This is a genomic window from Acinetobacter haemolyticus, from assembly GCF_003323815.1.
Lineage (GTDB): Bacteria > Pseudomonadota > Gammaproteobacteria > Pseudomonadales > Moraxellaceae > Acinetobacter > Acinetobacter haemolyticus.
Map to the genome: position 1 here is coordinate 1 of NZ_CP030880.1, position 21,451 is coordinate 21,451.

Annotated in this window: 12 protein-coding genes, 2 tRNA genes and 2 rRNA genes; 13 read left to right on the plus strand and 3 right to left on the minus strand. The window is 42.5% G+C overall.

Translation table 11 applies throughout. The annotated features are described in order from the left end of the window. The 4 genes from dnaA to gyrB all read left to right on the plus strand — a co-directional run bounded on the left by dnaA (position 1) and on the right by gyrB (position 6,296). The gene (dnaA, locus tag DS737_RS00005) at positions 1–1,395 is read left to right on the plus strand and encodes a chromosomal replication initiator protein DnaA (RefSeq protein WP_005086074.1); all 1,395 of its coding nucleotides are present in this window, start codon (positions 1–3) and stop codon (positions 1,393–1,395) included. A 112-nt stretch (positions 1,396–1,507) separates the two neighbouring features. Continuing rightward, positions 1,508–2,656, plus strand: coding sequence for a DNA polymerase III subunit beta (dnaN, locus tag DS737_RS00010; protein WP_004637312.1), 1,149 nt, complete (start codon positions 1,508–1,510; stop codon positions 2,654–2,656). A 27-nt stretch (positions 2,657–2,683) separates the two neighbouring features. Continuing rightward, positions 2,684–3,778, plus strand: coding sequence for a DNA replication/repair protein RecF (recF, locus tag DS737_RS00015; protein WP_113996476.1), 1,095 nt, complete (start codon positions 2,684–2,686; stop codon positions 3,776–3,778). Between the two features lie 49 nt (positions 3,779–3,827). Beyond that, positions 3,828–6,296 (plus strand): DNA topoisomerase (ATP-hydrolyzing) subunit B, encoded by a 2,469-nt coding sequence (gyrB, locus tag DS737_RS00020; RefSeq protein WP_004637310.1) that lies wholly within the window; start codon positions 3,828–3,830, stop codon positions 6,294–6,296. Between the two features lie 89 nt (positions 6,297–6,385). Here the strand turns inward: gyrB and DS737_RS00025 are convergent, their stop codons facing one another. Next, positions 6,386–6,943 (minus strand): VTT domain-containing protein, encoded by a 558-nt coding sequence (locus tag DS737_RS00025; protein WP_004637309.1) that lies wholly within the window; start codon positions 6,941–6,943, stop codon positions 6,386–6,388. Between the two features lie 333 nt (positions 6,944–7,276). Further along, positions 7,277–9,205, minus strand: a complete 1,929-nt coding sequence (locus DS737_RS00030; protein ID WP_113996477.1) for an ATP-binding cassette domain-containing protein — start codon at positions 9,203–9,205, stop codon at positions 7,277–7,279. Between the two features lie 229 nt (positions 9,206–9,434). On the opposite strand from DS737_RS00030, the gene DS737_RS00035 reads away from it, so the two are divergent. The 4 genes from DS737_RS00035 (at position 9,435) to erpA (ending at position 13,338) form a co-directional block, all read left to right on the plus strand. Further along, positions 9,435–10,436, plus strand: a complete 1,002-nt coding sequence (locus DS737_RS00035) for a putative solute-binding protein (RefSeq protein WP_113996478.1) — start codon at positions 9,435–9,437, stop codon at positions 10,434–10,436. A 141-nt stretch (positions 10,437–10,577) separates the two neighbouring features. Then, the gene (locus DS737_RS00040; protein WP_005086066.1) at positions 10,578–11,588 is read left to right on the plus strand and encodes a putative solute-binding protein; all 1,011 of its coding nucleotides are present in this window, start codon (positions 10,578–10,580) and stop codon (positions 11,586–11,588) included. Between the two features lie 288 nt (positions 11,589–11,876). Next, complete coding sequence (locus tag DS737_RS00045) at positions 11,877–12,881, plus strand: putative solute-binding protein (RefSeq protein ID WP_075314251.1); 1,005 nt, start codon at positions 11,877–11,879, stop codon at positions 12,879–12,881. A gap of 121 nt (positions 12,882–13,002) precedes the next feature. Further along, positions 13,003–13,338, plus strand: coding sequence for an iron-sulfur cluster insertion protein ErpA (gene erpA / locus DS737_RS00050; protein ID WP_005086061.1), 336 nt, complete (start codon positions 13,003–13,005; stop codon positions 13,336–13,338). A 54-nt stretch (positions 13,339–13,392) separates the two neighbouring features. Here the strand turns inward: erpA and DS737_RS00055 are convergent, their stop codons facing one another. Beyond that, positions 13,393–14,526 carry an anhydro-N-acetylmuramic acid kinase gene (locus tag DS737_RS00055; protein ID WP_004637302.1) on the minus strand — a complete coding sequence of 378 codons (1,134 nt, stop codon included), beginning with the start codon at positions 14,524–14,526 and terminating at the stop codon, positions 13,393–13,395. Positions 14,527–14,587: 61 nt separating this feature from the next. Between DS737_RS00055 and tyrS the strand changes: the two genes are divergently transcribed. The 5 genes from tyrS (at position 14,588) to DS737_RS00080 (ending at position 21,410) form a co-directional block, all read left to right on the plus strand. After that, positions 14,588–15,820: a tyrosine--tRNA ligase gene (gene tyrS / locus DS737_RS00060; RefSeq protein ID WP_008942570.1), complete on the plus strand. Its 1,233-nt coding sequence runs from the start codon at positions 14,588–14,590 to the stop codon at positions 15,818–15,820. A gap of 496 nt (positions 15,821–16,316) precedes the next feature. Next, a 16S ribosomal RNA gene (locus DS737_RS00065) occupies positions 16,317–17,854 on the plus strand. Positions 17,855–17,913: 59 nt separating this feature from the next. Beyond that, positions 17,914–17,990, plus strand: a tRNA-Ile gene (locus DS737_RS00070). A gap of 70 nt (positions 17,991–18,060) precedes the next feature. Continuing rightward, a tRNA-Ala gene (locus DS737_RS00075) sits at positions 18,061–18,136 on the plus strand. 382 nt (positions 18,137–18,518) lie between these two features. Next, positions 18,519–21,410, plus strand: a 23S ribosomal RNA gene (locus DS737_RS00080). Together the 16S and 23S rRNA genes with 2 tRNA genes alongside form the textbook arrangement of a ribosomal RNA operon. Positions 21,411–21,451: the final 41 nt, after the last annotated feature.

The following is a 21,451-nucleotide window of genomic DNA, read 5'->3' on the forward strand; positions in this document are numbered from 1 at the left end:
ATGCTCTGGACAGACTGCTTAACTCGCTTGCGACAAGAGCTATCTGATAACGTCTTTGCGATGTGGATTCGTCCTTTGGTTGCGGAAGAAGTTGATGATGTGATGCGGTTATACGCACCTAACCCCTATTGGACGCGTTATATCCAAGATAATCATCTTGAGTTGATTTCTATTTTGGCTGAGCAATTGTCGGAAGGTCGAGTACGCCAAGTCGAGATTTTGGTTGATTCGCGTCCTGGTACTATTCTAGCGAGTAGTGAACAACCTGCGACCACAACTGCTGCATTGAATACAAGTACTCCAATTCCGACAAAAATAAAGAAAGAGGCTGATTTGGTACAGCCGAGCCAAAATGCCAACAAGATTCCTAAGAAAAGACAACTCAATCCATTATTTACTTTTTCACTATTTGTTGAAGGTCGCTCTAACCAAATGGCAGCAGAAACCTGCCGTAAGGTTTTAACCCAGTTGGGAGCTTCACAACATAATCCATTATTTTTATATGGACCGACAGGTCTTGGTAAAACGCATCTTATGCAAGCTGTAGGTAATGCTTTACTGCAAGCTAAACCCAACGCTCGTGTGATGTATATGACTTCTGAAAGTTTTGTGCAGGACTTTGTTAGTTCATTGCAAAAAGGAAAAGTTGAAGAGTTTAAAAAGAATTGCCGTTCTTTAGATTTATTATTGGTTGATGATATTCATTTATTAGCAGGTAAAGAAGCGAGCTTGGTTGAGTTCTTTTACACCTTCAATGCTTTACTGGATGAATCAAAGCAAATCATTTTAACTTCAGACCGTTATCCAAAAGAGTTAACGGAATTAGACCCGCGTTTAGTTTCCCGTTTTTCTTGGGGATTGTCAGTGGGAGTTGAACCACCAGACATCGAAACTCGTATCGAGATTTTGTTAAAAAAAGCTGAAAATAGTGGTGTAGATTTACCTCGAAATTGTGCTTTATTTATTGCCCAACAAGTGGTTGCCAATGTACGAGAGCTTGAAGGTGCACTGAATAAAGTCGTGGCGATCTCGCGTTTTAAAGGGACTGCAATCGATTTGGATGTGGTGCGAGAATCGTTGAAAGATGTCTTGGCAATTCGTGCGAGAACCATTAGTGTGGAAAATATCCAACGTGTGGTCAGTGAATATTTCCGTATTCCATTAAAAGAATTGATTGGACCGAAGCGTACGCGTATTTACGCACGACCTCGTCAACTGGCGATGGGTTTGGCACGTGAGTTAACAGGCGATAGTTTTCCTGAAATCGGCATGGCATTTGGTGGCCGTGATCATAGTACCGTGATGCATGCTTGCGAGAAAGTGGTGAGTTTGCGCGAAGAAGATCCAATTTTTAATGAAGACTATAAAAATTTACTACGTTTGTTGCAAAGTTAGTTTTGAGCATTATTGCAACTGACTCTATTTTCCTAGTTGCAAACTATTTTTAAGTGCAGCATAGTACACTGCTAATATTCGTAATCAGCTTCCGTTGTAAGAGGAATAAACCGTGCGTTTGAAAATCGCTAAAGAAAGTTTAGTCAATGTTTTATCTCATGTGGTGGGGGCTGTAGAACGTCGTCATACATTGAATATTCTTTCGAATGTCAAAATTCAAACTACACCGCATGCGTTAACCATTACAGGTTCTGATTTGGAAGTTGAGTTAGTGGCAAGCACAAATTTAGCCGAAGGTGCGTGTTTGGAGCCGGGTGAAACCACTGTTCCTGCGCGTAAATTGGTCGAAATTTGTAAATCTCTACCTACAGCAGCCTTGATTGATCTACAAATTACGGAAGATCAGCGCTGTATTTTAAAATCAGGTAATAGTCGTTTCGTTTTGGGCACCTTGCCTGCTGAAGATTATCCTTTGCTCACCACTGAAAATAGTCAGGGGACACAAGTTCAAGTGACCCAACGTGAGTTAAAACGCTTATTTGAAAAAACAGCGTTTGCTATGGCGGTTCAGGATGTACGTTTTTATCTCACAGGTACTTTGCTAGAAATTGATCAGAATCAATTGCGAACTGTAACAACAGATGGGCACCGTTTGGCATTGTGTGAAGTTTTAGCTTCTTCGACCGCCTCTGCTCCAATGCAAGCAATTGTGCCACGTAAGGCCGTTGGTGAATTACAACGTTTGCTGAGTATTGAAGATGAACAGTTGACCCTGTTGATTGGTCGTGAATTATTAAATGTGACCATCAACACGCCGAGCCGAGACAAAGAGCAGAGCGATATCACAGTACGTTTTACCACGAAGCTGATTGATGGTAAGTTCCCAGACTATCGTCGTGTGATTCCAAGAGGTGGCGATAAGCATGTTCTCATCGCACATGATGTTTTCAAGCAATCCTTACAGCGTGTGGCGATTTTGAGTAATGAAAAACTGAGAGGAGTTTTCTTAAACTTCAATCAAGATTCATTACAGTTACGCGCCAATAACCCAGAACAAGATGAAGCTGTTGAAGATTTGGCTATCCAGTATCAAGATGCGCCTTTAGAGATGTCCTTTAATGCCCAATATATTTTGGATGTATTGAGTGTTCTTGATGGGGATGATGTAAGAATGAGCATGACCGAAGCAAATCAATCGGTGCTTGTACAAGATCCTGCTCATCCTGATCAAACTTATGTTGTGATGCCAATGCGTGTTTAATCAACATTGATCATTTGAGTTTAAAGCATGCAAATTACGCGTTTAAATATCGAGCGTGTACGAAATTTAAAAACGGTTGCACTCACTGAGTTGCAACCGTTTAATATTTTTTACGGAGCTAATGGTTCTGGAAAGACCTCAATTTTGGAATCGATCCATTTGTTGGCTACTGGTCGTTCATTTCGCACTCATATTCCAAAGCATTACATTCAGTATGAGGCTGATGATGCGATTGTCTTTGCACAATCAGTTCATGAGCGGATGGGGATGCGAAAACTGGCTTCTGGTGAACAGTTGATTAAAATCAATGGAGATACCATTGCAACACAAGGACAATTGGCCAAGCGATTACCATTGCAACATTTAGATCCACAAAGTACCGATATTATTGATCAAGGTGCCAAGCCTAGGCGACAGTTGTTAGATTGGTTGATGTTCCACGTGGAACCTGAGTTTTACTTTGCTTGGCAATATTATTCTCGTGCACTTAAGCAGCGTAATAGCTTACTTAAAACACGGCGGAATTTGACCTTGGCTGATTTGGAGCCATGGAACAAAATGTTGAGCGATTATGGTGAAATTTTGCACTCGCAGCGGGTCGGTATTTTAGAGCAATGGAATTTATTTTTTAAGGAAGATTTAAAGCAACTTTTGCCTGATATCGAAATCGAATTGGAATACCATGCAGGGTTTCATACTGAGCAAGGGCTATTGCAAGATTTAGTACAGCAACATCAAAAAGATTTGGATCGACGCTATACTGAGTATGGGCCGCATCGTGCTGATTTACGCTTAAAAATCAAGGGCGATGCCATGCGCAGTGATGCTGCTCATGTGTTATCACGAGGACAAAAAAAGTTGTTAATCATGGCATTAAAACTGTCACAAATTGCAATGCTACATGCGAGTAATAAGGAAACTGTGGTATTATTAGATGATCTGACAGCAGAGTTAGATTTAGCTGCACAACAACGCTTAATGGAGCGATTGAGTCAATTAGGAAGTCAGGTTTTTATGACCACCTTAGACCATACGTCGGTATTAAAACACTTACATGATTTGTCGATTTCTTTTCAATTGTTCCATGTTGTTCACGGTCAAGTCAGTCCTGCTGCGCCATAATTTTATTTCCTCATTTTTGGATAGATTCGATATTTACTAGGGAGTAACCATGAGTTCAGAGTCTCAATCAGTCTCTCAAACAGAACAAACAAATGAAAAGGCTTATGATTCCTCTAGTATTAAAGTATTACGTGGATTAGATGCGGTTCGTAAACGTCCTGGCATGTACATCGGAGATACTGATGACGGTACAGGTTTACATCACATGGTATTCGAGGTAGTGGACAACGCCATCGATGAAGCATTGGCAGGGCACTGTGATGAAATTTTAGTCACGATTCATGAAGATGAATCAGTGAGTGTTTCGGATAATGGTCGTGGTATCCCAACCGATATTCACCCTGAAGAAGGGGTTTCTGCTGCAGAGGTGATTCTTACGATTCTGCATGCAGGCGGTAAATTTGATGACAATAGTTATAAAGTTTCAGGCGGTTTGCATGGTGTTGGTGTTTCAGTCGTAAATGCCTTATCCAGTAAATTGCAATTGACGATCCATCGCGCTGGGCAGGAACACCAGCAAGAATATCATCATGGTGATCCACAATACCCATTACGCGTGATTGGTGAAACTGATCGTACGGGTACGATTGTGCGTTTTTGGCCAAGTGCTGAAACCTTTAGTCAAACCATTTTCAATGTCGATATTTTGGCGCGTCGTTTGCGTGAGTTATCATTTTTGAATGCGGGTGTCCGCATTGTATTGCGTGATGAACGTGTCAATCTTGAAAATGTCTATGACTACGAAGGTGGTCTATCTGAGTTTGTTCGATATATCAACGAAGGTAAAACGCATCTCAATGAAATCTTTCATTTCACTACCGATGCAGATAATGGCATCAGTGTGGAAGTGGCGTTGCAATGGAATGATAGCTATCAAGAAAATGTACGTTGTTTTACCAACAACATTCCACAAAAAGATGGTGGTACACATTTAGCTGGTTTCCGTGCAGCATTAACCCGTGGCTTAAATAGCTACATGGAAAATGAAAACCTGCTCAAAAAAGAAAAAGTTGTGGTGTCTGGGGATGATGCCCGTGAAGGCTTGACGGCAATTATCTCTGTTAAAGTCCCTGATCCTAAATTCTCTTCACAAACCAAAGAAAAGTTGGTGTCGAGTGAAGTGAAACCTGCGGTTGAGCAGGCGATGAACAAAGAGTTTTCTGCCTATTTGTTAGAAAACCCGCAAGCTGCGAAATCAATCGCTGGCAAGATTATCGATGCTGCTCGTGCTCGTGATGCCGCGCGTAAAGCACGTGAAATGACTCGTCGTAAGAGTGCTTTGGATATTGCAGGTTTACCAGGTAAATTGGCAGATTGTCAGGAAAAAGATCCAGCTTTGTCTGAACTATATCTGGTCGAGGGTGACTCTGCGGGCGGGAGCGCTAAACAAGGTCGTAACCGTAAAATGCAGGCAATTTTACCGCTGAAAGGTAAAATTCTAAACGTTGAACGTGCGCGTTTTGACAAGATGATTTCAAGTCAAGAAGTGGGCACTTTAATCACGGCGTTAGGCTGTGGTATTGGTCGTGAAGAATACAATCCTGACAAATTACGTTATCACAAAATCATTATCATGACCGATGCGGACGTGGATGGTTCACATATTCGTACTTTGTTGTTGACCTTCTTCTTCCGCCAAATGCCTGAGTTGGTAGAACGCGGTTATATTTATATTGCTCAACCGCCATTGTATAAATTGAAAAAAGGCAAGCAAGAGCAATATCTTCAAGATAATGAAGCGCTTGAAACCTTCCTTATTTCAAATGCAATTGATGAATTGGCGTTACATGTGAGTGCGGATGCACCTGCGATTAGTGGGGAAGCATTGGCGAGTGTGATCGCAGATTATCAAGTTTCACAAAAGAGCTTACAGCGTTTAACACAACGTTATCCAGCAAGTTTGTTAGATGGTCTGTTAGAACTAGATGCATTTAAAATCGATCATAACCACGAACGTGAGTATGTTGAAACTTGGGCAGAGCAATTGCGTTCAGCCATTGAAGCATTGCAGCCGAACCTTCGTCCTGAAATCAGTTTAGAAGCATTTGAGCGTGAAAATGCTCAAGGTGAGAAATCAGCACATTATTGGCCACGTGTCACGGTGTACGTCCATAACTTACCGCATGCTTATTTATTAGATGCTGGATTATTAAATTCAGCAGAATATGCGCGCTTACTTAAAAACTCAAAGAGCTGGTTTAAGTTACTTGAAGAAGGGGCTTACTTACAGAAAGGTGAGCGTCGTATCCAAGTGGCAAGTTTCCATCAGGTTTGGCAGCATATTTTACAAGACTCTCGCCGTGGCATGATGATTCAACGCTATAAAGGTTTGGGTGAAATGAATGCTGAGCAACTTTGGGAAACCACGATGGATCCTGAAAATCGCAATATGTTGCAAGTGACCATTGATGATGCGATTGAGGCGGATCGTATGTTCTCATGTCTCATGGGTGATGATGTTGAACCTCGTCGTGCCTTCATTGAAGAAAACGCACTCAATGCAGATATTGACGCTTAAATTCTGAATGTAAAAAAAGACGATGCCTTGGAGCATCGTCTTTTTTTTTGAAAACTAGCAGGGAAGGTTTCACGTGGAACACTAAAGGATTAACTATCTACCAAATCACTCACTTGAATAATCGCGTGACCAAATAAATAACCTGCAGTAACTAGAACACTGATCCACAGCAACGCACCTAGGATATTGTAAACTACAAAGTGCGTATAATTCATATTGCTTGAACCTGCTGCTAGCGGTGCAAATGAGCGTGCAAAAGGAATGAAGCGGGCAAGAAGGATAGTTTTCCCACCATGCTTTAAGAAAAACACATTGGTTTTTTGTAGGTATTCTTGTTTGATGAAGCGAGATTCTGTATTGAAAATTCGATCACCAAAATGGCGACCAATATGGAAATTCACCATATAACCCAATGCAGCAGCGAAAAAAAGCAGTGTAATCATATAGCCAAGATGCATAATTTCGACTACTGAACACAAAGCGCCAACAGCAAGTAATAGGCTATCACCGGGTAAGAAGAACATGAAAACAAAAGCTGTTTCAGAAAAAATAATCAGAAAGAGAATAGCGTAAATCCATAAACCATATTCTTGAACTAGGATTGGCAGGAAGTGTTCGAAATTAAAAAGAAAGTCTAAAGAGTTCATTCAGTTTGTAGTGTCCCAAATAACGTACTCAGCAAATTGCAGTACAAAAAATATTAAACGAATCTAACCCTCAAGATTCATTCGTAGGTGATAACATTACAATAATGGGGCTTGAGTATATCTAGCCTGAAGCCAAAGCTCAATTTTTTGAGAAAATTCAAATTTTAATCGAGATTAAAAAGTGAGATAAAAGAATAACATTATTCAATACAGATTTATGTTACGGGGATGTTGATTTGAGCTTGGGAACAGGCTTAAAGGTTTTTAAATATCTACATGAATCTAAGATCCATATATTTCTATGCAGTAAATATATGGATCTATATTTTTTAATTAATGCGTAAATGACGCTTCTAATTCTTCTAACTCCATCATGAAGGTGAGCAATTGTTCTTCATATTGCTCTAGTTTGTTTTTTAATTCACTTTGTTCATTCATGAGCTTGATTAGATCATCTTTGCGATTAGCTTCGTACAATGCACTATCAGCCAACGAATGTTCAATATCGACTAAACGAGGCTGAATCTTTTCAATTTGAGCTTCGACTTTTTCAATATTTTTACGCAAAGGACGGGTGACTTCACGACGTCGAGCAGCTTCTTTACGTTGTGCTTCTTTATCAACTTTCACGCTGTTTACTTGTTGATTGGTCGCTTGTTGTTGTAATGCATTTTGGGCATTGATTTGTTGTTGACGTGCTTCTCGTAACCATTTTGCATAGTCTTGTAGGTCACCATCAAACTCAGTACAACGCCCTGCATGTACTAACAATAATTCATCACAGACACTGGCAATGAGTTGGCGTTCATGTGAAACCAGTACCACAGCGCCTTCGAAATCTTGTAAGGCCATACTGAGTGCATGACGCATATCTAAATCTAAATGGTTGGTGGGTTCATCCAAAATTAAAACATTTGGACGTTGCCAAACGATGAGTGCTAAAGCCAAGCGCGCACGTTCGCCACCAGAGAAGCTTTCACATGGTGTATCCATACGTTCGCCACTAAAACCAAACCCACCCAGAAAAGCTCGTAATGATGCTTCACTGATTTGTTTATCCGCAATCCGTGCAAGTTGCAACATCGGACTGGCATTGGCATCTAAAGCATCCATTTGATGCTGCGCAAAGTAACCAATATTGAGTAGTTCAGATGCTTTACGTTCACCAGACAATAATGCTAAATCACCCACTAAAGTTTTGATCAGTGTTGATTTACCAGCACCGTTCATTCCTAATAAGCCAATACGTGAGCTTGGCGTGATTTGTAAGCGAATTTTTTCTGCAATGATTTTGTCGCTATAACCAATACTGGCTGCATCTAAACTTAATAGCGGAGAACTCATTTTGGTTGGTTCTCGGAAGCTAAATGTAAAGGGCGTATCTACATGGGCTGGAGCAAGTTGTTGCATTCGTTCTAGTTGTTTGATTCGGCTTTGCGCTTGACGTGCTTTGGTGGCTTTCGCTTTAAATCGATCAATAAATTTTTGTAAATGTGCACGAGTTTCTTGCTGTTTCTCAAAAGCTTGTTGTTGTTGTGCTAAACGTTCACTGCGGGTGGTTTCAAAAGTTGAATAATTACCTGTGTACAGTGTCAATTCTTGGTTTTCGATATGAAGGATATGATCAGTAATTGCGTCAAGAAAATCACGGTCATGAGAAATAAGAACCAGTGTCCCCTCATAAGCTTTGAGCCAGTCTTCTAACCACAAGATAGCATCTAAATCTAAATGGTTGGTCGGTTCATCTAGTAGTAAGAGATCTGAACGACTCATCAAAGTACGTGCTAAGTTTAAACGCATGCGCCAACCACCAGAGAAACTGGCGACATTTAAACTTAATTGATGATCTAAAAAGCCTAAACCAGCCATCAATTGAGCCGCTTTTGCAGGAGCGACATAACCATGAATCTCATCAAAACGCCCATGCAGTTTGGCTAGATCATCGTTACTCAATTGATCGGGGTGAGCTAATCTTTCTTTGATATTCCAGTATTCCTCATCGCCTGAAAGAACAAAGTCAAGCGCAGGCATTTCCAAGGCCTTAATTTCTTGTGCCATGTGCGCAACTGTCCATACCGCAGGGCGGATTAAGTTACCTTCGTCAGCAACCAAATCACCCAAGAGCGCTGCGAATAAGGTCGATTTGCCAGCACCGTTTACACCCGTTAAGCCAATTTTCCAACCTGGATGAAGTTGCATAGAGGCCTTTTGAAATAAAATTCGGCCACCACGGCGTAGTGAAACTTGGTCAAACTGGATCATAAGTATGCAGCATAGCGAATAGATAGCAGCATTTTAAGGGCTATCCCAATGAATGCAAACTTTTCTATAGCAATCGAAAAAGAGCTTTAAAAAAGTGTGATGAATATGATTAAAACTGATAATAATCCGATGTATGTATATAAAAATACTGTTAATTTGATCAAAATTTGACTATATTGATTTTGCATTGATGGAAAAACATGCAGAACAGTACAGAAGGGAAAACAAGATGAAAAATGGACTTTGGTTATTGGGGGCTGCGGCTTTATTTGCGATGAGCTCACAAGTACAAGCAAAACAAAAAGTTTGTGTATTCGATTTATTAGGAAGAGCAGGTGAGTCTTATAAACTTCTTGAAGAATGGCGTCTTTCTGCACAAACATGGAAAGCAAATATTGAACTAATTCCTTATCAAGATGAGGAAAAAGCGGAACGCGATTTTGACCAAGGACGCTGTGATGCAGTGTATATGACCTCTATGCGTGCGCGAAAATACAATAAATTTGCGGGTTCGATTGATGCTGTAGGTGCAGTCACCAGTAATGCAATTGCACAAAAAGCGATTTCATTTGTGCTCGATAAACGTAATCAACATCGTTTAGTGGCGACTTTCAATGGTGAGAAATTTGAAGTTGCAGGGATTATTCAAGTTGGTTTAGCTTATATTTTTGTGCGTGATAAAAATATTAATACCATTGAAAAGGCCAAAGGCAAGAAATTCGCATATTTACATTATGATCAAGCGCAAAAAGCCATCGTGGAAAGTATTGATCTGGTTGCAGTACCCTCTAATATCTCAGATTTCGTGCAAAAATTTAACCGTGGCCAAGTGGATGTAATTGCTGCACCTGCTTATGCTTATAAACCTTTAGAGATTAACAAAGGTTTAGCAAATGGTGCTTTATTTAATTTTCCAGTCGTAAATATCACAGGAGATTTGATTATTCGCCCAGAAAAATTTCCTAGTTCTTTTGGCGCGCAATCACGTCAGTGGTTTGTTGGAAAATTACCAAGTAACTTTGCGATGGTACAACGTTTAGAAGCGGGTATGGATGCAGCTCGTATCAATTTATCGAATGAAGATAAAGTTCGTTACCAAAAAATGTTACGTGATGGGCGAATGAATTTGACCAAAGAAGGTGTATACGATGCAACCATGATGAATGTGTTGAAACGTGCGCGGTGTACGGTTGAACGAACAAATTTTGAATGTTCTTTAAGCGGTGAATAAACCATAAACTGGTTAAAAAATGACAAAATGTAGCAATATTGACACAAAAAATAGAGTACTAACTCTATTTTTTTCCATAAAACATGATTAATATTTGCCTTGTACAAGGAGACAGACATAAGTTTGTAGAAGGAAGAAAAAATGAAAAAAATTGCGTTCGCTGCGATCACCGCATCTATCATGGGTTTTTCTGCGTCAGCTCAAGCAAACAAAGTAGACGTATGTGTATTTGACTTATTGGGTAGATCTGGTGAGTCATTCAAAATGATGCAGGATTGGGCATTGGCTGCTAAGGGTTGGGGCGCTGATGTAAATTTGGTTGCATTGACTGATGAAGCTGTTGCAGATAACAACTTCAAAGCTGGTAAGTGTGACGCTGTAGCAATGACTTCAATGCGTGCACGTCCATACAATAAATTTGCTGGTTCAATTGACTCATTAGGTGGTGTAACGAGCAATGAAATTGCGCAACGTGCAATTACGTTTGTATTAGATGCACGTAATGCTGCTAAAATGACCACCAACTTAGGAAACAATAAATACGAAATCGCTGGTATTGCACCTTTAGGTTCTGCGTATATCTTTGTGCGTGATAAGAGTATCAACTCAATTGAAAAAGCCGCAGGCAAGAAATTTGCTGTGCTTGGTTATGATGATGCACAAAAAATCATGGTACAACGCGTAGGTGCGCAAGCAGTACTTTCAGATATTTCTAACTTTGCTGCTAAGTTTAACAATGGTCAGGTAGATATGGTGGGTGCGCCTGCTTATGCTTATAAACCATTAGAATTAAGCAAAGGTCTAGGTACCAATGGTGCGATGTTTAACTTCCCTGTCTTACACGTAACTGCAGATTTAGTGATTCGTCCTGAGAAATTCCCAGCAGGTTTTGGTCAAAAGTCACGTGATTGGCATGTAAAACAATTGCCGAAAGCATTTGCAATGATCAAGCGTTTAGAAGCGGAAATTCCTGCAAAATACAGAATGGATTTAAGTGCTGAAGACAAACTTAAATATCAAAAACTATTACGTGATGGTCGTATGGATTTAACCAAGCGTGGTATTTATGATGCCAGCATGATGTCTGTTTTAAAGAAAGCACGTTGTTCTGTTGATAAAGCGAACTTCGAATGTGCATTACCTGGTGAATAATCCAGAATTGCAAAAAAGCATACTTAAAGCCTAGATTTATCTAGGCTTTTTGTTTTTTTGATTATGTCATTAAGGTCATTGTCTTCATGACGAAACATCGTGATGATAGAAGCATAAAAATCAGATGAAATCGTGATGATTTAAAAATATGTTTGATCAGGATGATGAAACAATACCGAATTTAAACATATATTCATTTGAAAGCCTTTATCTGAGGGACTTCATTTGTTCTTCACAAGCTTAAGGTTATGCAACAACACTCAAACTAGATGCAAAGGAAAAAATAACATGCAATGGTTTAAAACAATTTTACTTGCGTCAAGCATCGCCACTGTTTCTGCCGTTACACAAGCAAAGCAAACCCTTTGTGTATTTGATTTAGTGGGTCGAAATGGTGATGTCTATGCTTTGATGAAAGACTATCAGATTGCTGCGAAATCGTGGGGTGCGGACATTGAGTTGCGTGTGGGACAAAATGAAGCCGTACTTGCAGAAGATTTTAAGGCTGGCAAATGTGATGCTGTCAGTATCACAGGCATGCGTGGTCGTCAGTTTAACAAATTTACAGGATCACTCGACGCGATTGGCGCGATTACAGACCTAAAATTTGCAGTCAAAGTCATGCAAGGCCTAGCCAGTCCAACCTTTGCTAAAGCAATGGTGAACGGTCAATATGAAGTGGTGGGCGTTATTCCTGTCGGAGATGCGTACTTGATGGTCAATGATCGTAATATTAATACGGTCGCGAAGGCTGCAGGCAAGAAAATCGCTGTACTAGATTATGATGATGCTCAAAAAATTATGGCAGCTCAAGTGGGTGCGCAAGCGGTAAGTTCAGATGTGACTAACTTCGGGGCAAAATTTAACAATGGTCAGGTTGATATCATTGGTGCACCAGCTGCTGCATTTAAACCACTAGAGTTACATAAAGGCTTAGGTACAAAAGGTGCGATTGTAAATTATCCAATTTTGCAAGTAACGGGAAATATTATTATTCGTTCCGATAAATTCCCAGAAGGTTTTGGGCAAAAATCCAGACAATGGGTGAGTTCTCAATTACCACGGGCCTTTGATATTTTAGGCAAAATGAAAGCTGACATTCCACAAAAATATTGGATGGAAATACCAGCTTCTGACAAACCTGGATATCAGAAATTAATGCGTGAGGCACGTATTGATTTAACCAAACGCGGTATCTACGATAAGCGTATGATGAAGTTATTATGGCAATTCCGTTGCCGTGAAGATGCCAAGAATTTTGAGTGCGCTTTACAGGACGAAAATTACAAATAATCTTGTGAAAAAGTCTGTAACGACACTTTAAAAGTTCAAAGACCGACCCGATATTAGGTATGCTATACTAAATATTGGGTCTTTTATTTATGAAAGACATATTGAAGTCGGAGGAACATCCATGACCGCCCAAGCTCTCGAATTGTCAGATAATGCTGCTAAAAAAGTTCGCCAACTGCGCGAAAGTGAAGGTAATAATGACCTGATGTTACGTGTTTACGTCACGGGTGGAGGTTGTTCTGGTTTTTCGTATGGTTTTAACTTTGCTGAAACGGTCAACGAAGATGATGCGGAATTCAGCAATGGCGATGTCAAAGTTTTGGTTGATTCTTTAAGTTATCAATACTTAGTGGGTTCAGTGGTTGATTATTTAGAAGGTCTGGAAGGCTCGCGTTTTGTGGTGCAAAACCCGAATGCAACGACCACTTGTGGTTGCGGTTCGTCATTTTCAATCTAAGATAGATTTGTTTAAAAGCCTCTCGATGAGAAAGTCTGAGAGGCTTTTTTATGCTTAGACCGCCGTAATTGTTCCTAAAATACGATCACCTGATGCACCTGTAACTGTAGCTAAATTACCACTCAGTTGTTGAATAAAGCGCATTGCTAGCCAAGCAAATGCTGTTGCTTCTACCCATGTTGGGGCTAAACCTAAAGCATCCGTCGTTTGGACTGACCAATTATGCTTACGTAAACGCCAACGTAGTTGTTCTAGCAAATGAGAGTTATATGCGCCACCACCACAGACATAAACTTCACCTGTTGGCATTAAATCCTTGCTTCTATAAATGGCTTTTTTAATGGCACGTGTGGTGAGTTTCATTAGCGTTGCTTGCACATTCTCTGGGGTATCTTCCAGTTCATCATAGTCGAGATCATTGCGCCAATCACTTATTTGGTCATCGAGCCATTCTAAATTAAAGTCCTCTCGGCCTGTGCTTTTAGGTGGTTCTTTAGCAAAAAATTCATGATTTTGTAAGCGATCTAAAAGTGAACGAATCGGTTGTCCGTAAGCTGCCCAATCGCCATTCTCATCATAAGCATTTCCAGTATGGCGTTGGCACCATGCATCCATCAGAATATTGGCTGGGCCAGTATCGAAACCATAAACGGCATTTGGATTGTTTGCAGGCAGCATACTGACATTGGCAATACCACCTAGATTGAGAATGACACGGTGAATGCTGTCATGTTGGAACAATGCTTGGTGGAATGCTGGAACCAAAGGTGCGCCTTGCCCACCTGCCGCCATATCGCGACGACGGAAATCTGAAATGACAGGAAGTTGAGTAATTTCAGTAATGATGTTGGGATCACCAATTTGTAAGGTAAAACCATATTCAGGACGATGGCGAATAGTTTGCCCATGTGAACCAATGGCTTTAATTCGTGATCGGTCTAAACCGTTCATTTCAATCAGTTGATTGACACCCTGTCCAATCATTTGTGCCAATGCAACATCTGCTTTTCCCATACGATCAATTTCATTATCGTCTGGTAGCGTTAATGCCATCAACTCATCACGTAATTCTGGATCAAATGGGACTGTGAGTGTCGCGTGCAAAGTTAAAGGTTCGAATGAAGTTGCAACAATATCAACACCATCCATGCTCGTGCCAGTCATTACACCAATATAGATTGCGCTCATAAACAACTTCCCCTGCAAGATGCTGAAAAAATGTTAGTATATCGCACAAATTGAATAACTGATGTGTTTAGGTTTTGTGATGTCAAATTTCTTGCCCGCCGAAGAACAGCTTGCTCTCATCCAACGAGGCACGCATGAGATTATTTCTGAAGAAGATTTACTGAAGAAACTCAAAGAGAATCGTCCACTGCGTGTAAAAGCAGGTTTTGACCCTACGGCACCTGATTTGCACTTAGGACATACGGTTCTCATCAATAAATTAAAAACCTTCCAAGATTTAGGGCATGAAGTCACTTTCTTGATTGGTGATTATACTGCGATGATTGGCGATCCATCTGGGAAAAGTGCAACGCGTCCGCCTTTGTCTAAAGAACAAGTTCTTGCTAACGCGAAAACCTATCAAGAACAGGTCTTTAAAATCTTAGATCCAAATAAAACCAAAGTTCGTTTTAACTCAGAATGGTTTAATCAAAGAACGGCAGCTGATTTGATTCAATTGGCGAGCCAACAAACCGTATCGCGTATGTTAGAGCGTGATGACTTCACCAAGCGTTATAACAATCATCAACCGATCGCAATTCATGAGTTTTTATATCCATTAGTACAAGGTTATGATTCAATTGCGCTTGAAGCAGACGTCGAGTTAGGCGGAACAGACCAAACTTTTAATTTGCTGATGGGGCGTACCTTACAAGGTCGTTATGGTCAAGAATCACAAGTGTGTATTACTGTGCCAATTCTTGAAGGTTTAGATGGCGTCAATAAGATGTCTAAATCTTTAGGCAACTATATTGGTGTATTTGACACACCAGGTGCGATGTACCAAAAAATCTTGTCGATGCCAGATAGCTTGATTGAACGTTACTTTGATCTACTTAGCTTTAAGTCACTCGATGAAATCAAAGTCTTGCTTGATGAAATGGCTGCTGGTCGTAACCCACAAGAAATTAAACGTATTTTGGCGCTTGAGCTGGTTGAGCGTTTCCATGATGCAGAAGCGGCTGAAAATGCACATAAGAGCGCAGGCAACCGTGTAACAGAAGGCGAAGTACCCGAAGACACGCCAGAAGTAATCATTTCTCGTGGTGAGTTTGGTGGTGAGTTATTTATTGCAACCATTCTTCGTGTTGCAGGTTTAAACCCAAATGCAGCATCAGCTAAAGATGCGGTGGGTCGTGGTGCTGTTAAAGTCGATTGGAATGTGGTCGATATGAGCTATTCTGTAAAAGAGAATGTCACTTTAATCATCCAATCTGGTAAAAAAGCCATTGCACGTGTGACTTTCACCGATTAAATCATAAAGAAAAAAATAAAAAGCAGGCCATGAGCCTGCTTTTTATACATAAATAGATGATAAAAACAACGAAAACACTAGTTTTGTAGAAAAAAGAAACATGCAAAAGGAAATAATAAGAAAAGGGGTTGTGTTGGGTTGTGAATGCTGTAGAATGCACATCCATCGGCGGTGATGCAGATAAAAACTTGTTGATAAACAAGGATTTGGCTTTAGTGGTTAGATTTTTGGGTTGTTTGATAAGTTTTAAAAATATCTAAATTACCTGTTGACTTTTAAGAGATTGAGAGTAATATAGCCGACCTAGCTTGATGATGACGAATCATCGAGAAGATCATTAAGAGAATAGAAGAACAACTTGTGTGGATTTTTACTGGTTGATCAATCGAAAATATTTCATTGATTAGATGGTAGAAATTACTCGAAGTTTATTTGAGAAATTAATGTCAGAAAATTGATGAGCCAAGATTTGTAGCCATAAGCTACTAATGATTTTAAACTGAAGAGTTTGATCATGGCTCAGATTGAACGCTGGCGGCAGGCTTAACACATGCAAGTCGAGCGGGGAAGTGTAGCTTGCTACATTACCTAGCGGCGGACGGGTGAGTAATGCTTAGGAATCTGCCTATTAGTGGGGGACAACATTCCGAAAGGAATGCTAATACCGCATACGTCCTACGGGAGAAAGCAGGGGATCTTCGGACCTTGCGCTAATAGATGAGCCTAAGTCGGATTAGCTAGTTGGTGGGGTAAAGGCCTACCAAGGCGACGATCTGTAGCGGGTCTGAGAGGATGATCCGCCACACTGGGACTGAGACACGGCCCAGACTCCTACGGGAGGCAGCAGTGGGGAATATTGGACAATGGGCGGAAGCCTGATCCAGCCATGCCGCGTGTGTGAAGAAGGCCTTTTGGTTGTAAAGCACTTTAAGCGAGGAGGAGGCTACTCTAGTTAATACCTAGAGATAGTGGACGTTACTCGCAGAATAAGCACCGGCTAACTCTGTGCCAGCAGCCGCGGTAATACAGAGGGTGCGAGCGTTAATCGGATTTACTGGGCGTAAAGCGTGCGTAGGCGGCTGATTAAGTCGGATGTGAAATCCCTGAGCTTAACTTAGGAATTGCATTCGATACTGGTCAGCTAGAGTATGGGAGAGGATGGTAGAATTCCAGGTGTAGCGGTGAAATGCGTAGAGATCTGGAGGAATACCGATGGCGAAGGCAGCCATCTGGCCTAATACTGACGCTGAGGTACGAAAGCATGGGGAGCAAACAGGATTAGATACCCTGGTAGTCCATGCCGTAAACGATGTCTACTAGCCGTTGGGGCCTTTGAGGCTTTAGTGGCGCAGCTAACGCGATAAGTAGACCGCCTGGGGAGTACGGTCGCAAGACTAAAACTCAAATGAATTGACGGGGGCCCGCACAAGCGGTGGAGCATGTGGTTTAATTCGATGCAACGCGAAGAACCTTACCTGGTCTTGACATAGTAAGAACTTTCCAGAGATGGATTGGTACCTTCGGGAACTTACATACAGGTGCTGCATGGCTGTCGTCAGCTCGTGTCGTGAGATGTTGGGTTAAGTCCCGCAACGAGCGCAACCCTTTTCCTTATTTGCCAGCGGGTTAAGCCGGGAACTTTAAGGATACTGCCAGTGACAAACTGGAGGAAGGCGGGGACGACGTCAAGTCATCATGGCCCTTACGACCAGGGCTACACACGTGCTACAATGGTCGGTACAAAGGGTTGCTACCTAGCGATAGGATGCTAATCTCAAAAAGCCGATCGTAGTCCGGATTGGAGTCTGCAACTCGACTCCATGAAGTCGGAATCGCTAGTAATCGCGGATCAGAATGCCGCGGTGAATACGTTCCCGGGCCTTGTACACACCGCCCGTCACACCATGGGAGTTTGTTGCACCAGAAGTAGGTAGTCTAACCGTAAGGAGGACGCTTACCACGGTGTGGCCGATGACTGGGGTGAAGTCGTAACAAGGTAGCCGTAGGGGAACCTGCGGCTGGATCACCTCCTTAACGAAAGATTGATGGCCGGTAAGAATCCACAACAAGTTGTTCTTCGAAGATGTATCTGAGGGTCTGTAGCTCAGTTGGTTAGAGCACACGCTTGATAAGCGTGGGGTCACAAGTTCAAGTCTTGTCAGACCCACCACTACTGACGAAGTGATGAATAATCACAAGCTGCTAGATGAGAAGATATATCGTTCATTATGATTAAAGCTGGGGACTTAGCTTAGTTGGTAGAGCGCCTGCTTTGCACGCAGGAGGTCAGGAGTTCGACTCTCCTAGTCTCCACCACGTACTTTACGAAGTACGAGCTAAAGTAAATTATAGAAATTAATAAATATCTAAATAAATCAAAAGAGATTTTGATTTGAGTTTATTAACTTCTGTGATTTATCACAGTTTACTGCAAGCTGACGAGGCTGTAGTTAATCATTAACAGATTAGTAGAATTGAGTCTGAAATAAATTGTTCACTCAATTCATTCGAAAGAATGAAATTGAGAACTAGCAAAAACACTGAATCAAGCGTTTTGGTATATGAATTTAGATTGAAGCTGTACGGTGCTTAAGTGCACGAGGCAACAAACTGGATGAGAGCGATGTGAGTTGAAAAACAAACATAGCAATCTGTCCTAACCTTACTTGTAAGGGTTAGCGACTGTTTGGGGTTGTATAGTCAAGTAATTAAGTGCATGTGGTGGATGCCTTGGCAGTCAGAGGCGATGAAAGACGTGATAGCCTGCGAAAAGCTCCGGGGAGGCGGCAAATATCCTTTGATCCGGAGATATCTGAATGGGGGAACCCACCCGCTATAAGGCGGGTATCATAAGCTGAATACATAGGCTTATGAAGCGAACGAGGGGAAGTGAAACATCTCAGTACCCTTAGGAAAAGAAATCAATTGAGATTCCCTTAGTAGCGGCGAGCGAACGGGGATCAGCCCATTAAGTTGTGTGTGTTCTAGTGGAACGCTCTGGGAAGTGCGAACGTAGAGGGTGATATTCCCGTACACGAAAGGGCACACACAATGATGACGAGTAGGGCGAGGCACGTGAAACCTTGTCTGAATATGGGGGGACCATCCTCCAAGGCTAAATACTCCTGACTGACCGATAGTGAACCAGTACCGTGAGGGAAAGGCGAAAAGAACCCCTGTGAGGGGAGTGAAATAGATCCTGAAACCGCATGCATACAAGCAGTGGGAGCACCTTCGTGGTGTGACTGCGTACCTTTTGTATAATGGGTCAGCGACTTATATTCAGTAGCGAGGTTAACCGCATAGGGGAGCCGTAGAGAAATCGAGTCTTAATAGGGCGTATAGTTGCTGGGTATAGACCCGAAACCAGGCGATCTATCCATGAGCAGGTTGAAGGTTGGGTAACACTAACTGGAGGACCGAACCCACTGTCGTTGAAAAGCCAGGGGATGACTTGTGGATAGGGGTGAAAGGCTAATCAAGCCTGGTGATAGCTGGTTCTCCCCGAAAGCTATTTAGGTAGCGCCTCGGACGAATACCATTGGGGGTAGAGCACTGTTTCGGCTAGGGGGTCATCCCGACTTACCAAACCGATGCAAACTCCGAATACCAATGAGTACTATCCGGGAGACAGACTGCGGGTGCTAACGTCCGTAGTCAAGAGGAAAACAATCCAGACCGCCAGCTAAGGCCCCAAAATCATAGTTAAGTGGGAAACGATGTGGGAAGGCATAGACAGCTAGGAGGTTGGCTTAGAAGCAGCCACCCTTTAAAGAAAGCGTAATAGCTCACTAGTCGAGTCGGCCTGCGCGGAAGATGTAACGGGGCTAAAACTATGTGCCGAAGCTGCGGATTTGACTTTAAGTCAAGTGGTAGGGGAGCGTTCTGTAAGCCGATGAAGGTGTATTGAGAAGTATGCTGGAGGTATCAGAAGTGCGAATGCTGACGTGAGTAACGACAAAACGGGTGAAAAACCCGTTCGCTGAAAGACCAAGGGTTCCAGTCCAACGTTAATCGGGGCTGGGTGAGTCGACCCCTAAGGCGAGGCCGAGAGGCGTAGTCGATGGGAAATTGGTTAATATTCCAATACTTCTGTGTAATGCGATGAGAGGACGGAGAAGGTTAAGTCAGCCTGGCGTTGGTTGTCCAGGTGGAAGACAGTAGGCATGCATCTTAGGCAAATCCGGGGTGCTCTATGCTGAGAGTCGATAGCAAGCTGTACTTGTACAGTGAAGTGGCTGATACCATGCTTCCAGGAAAAGTCTCTAAGCTTCAGTTACACAGGAATCGTACCCGAAACCGACACAGGTGGTCAGGTCGAGTAGACCAAAGCGCTTGAGAGAACTCTGCTGAAGGAACTAGGCAAAATGGTACCGTAACTTCGGGAGAAGGTACGCTGCTGACGGTGATGGGACTTGCTCCCTGAGCTATTGGCAGCCACAGAAACCAGGCCGCTGCAACTGTTTATTAAAAACATAGCACTCTGCAAACACGAAAGTGGACGTATAGGGTGTGATGCCTGCCCGGTGCTGGAAGGTTAATTGATGGGGTTAGCGTAAGCGAAGCTCTTGATCGAAGCCCCAGTAAACGGCGGCCGTAACTATAACGGTCCTAAGGTAGCGAAATTCCTTGTCGGGTAAGTTCCGACCTGCACGAATGGCATAATGATGGCGGCGCTGTCTCCAGCAGAGGCTCAGTGAAATCGAAATCGCTGTGAAGATGCAGTGTACCCGCGGCTAGACGGAAAGACCCCGTGAACCTTTACTGCAGCTTGACATTGAACTTTGACCTTACTTGTGTAGGATAGGTGGGAGGCTTTGAAGTTGGAACGCTAGTTCCAATGGAGCCGTCCTTGAAATACCACCCTGGTAATGTTGAGGTTCTAACTCTGTCCCGTTATCCGGGACGAGGACCATGTCTGGTGGGTAGTTTGACTGGGGCGGTCTCCTCCTAAAGAGTAACGGAGGAGTACGAAGGTGCGCTCAGCGTGGTCGGAAATCACGCGTAGAGTATAAAGGCAAAAGCGCGCTTAACTGCGAGACCCACAAGTCGAGCAGGTACGAAAGTAGGTCTTAGTGATCCGGTGGTTCTGTATGGAAGGGCCATCGCTCAACGGATAAAAGGTACTCTGGGGATAACAGGCTGATACCGCCCAAGAGTTCATATCGACGGCGGTGTTTGGCACCTCGATGTCGGCTCATCTCATCCTGGGGCTGAAGCAGGTCCCAAGGGTATGGCTGTTCGCCATTTAAAGAGGTACGCGAGCTGGGTTTAGAACGTCGTGAGACAGTTCGGTCCCTATCTACCGTGGGCGCTGGAAATTTGAGAGGATCTGCTCCTAGTACGAGAGGACCAGAGTGGACGAACCTCTGGTGTACCGGTTGTGACGCCAGTCGCATCGCCGGGTAGCTATGTTCGGAAGGGATAACCGCTGAAAGCATCTAAGCGGGAAGCCTACCTCAAGATAAGATTTCCCTAGGAATTTATTCCTCTAAAGAGCCGTTCGAGACTAGGACGTTGATAGGTTGGGTGTGGAAGCACGGTGACGTGTGAAGCTGACCAATACTAATTGCTCGTGAGGCTTGACTATACAACACCCAAACAGTTGTTGTATTCAAGATAAATTCAATA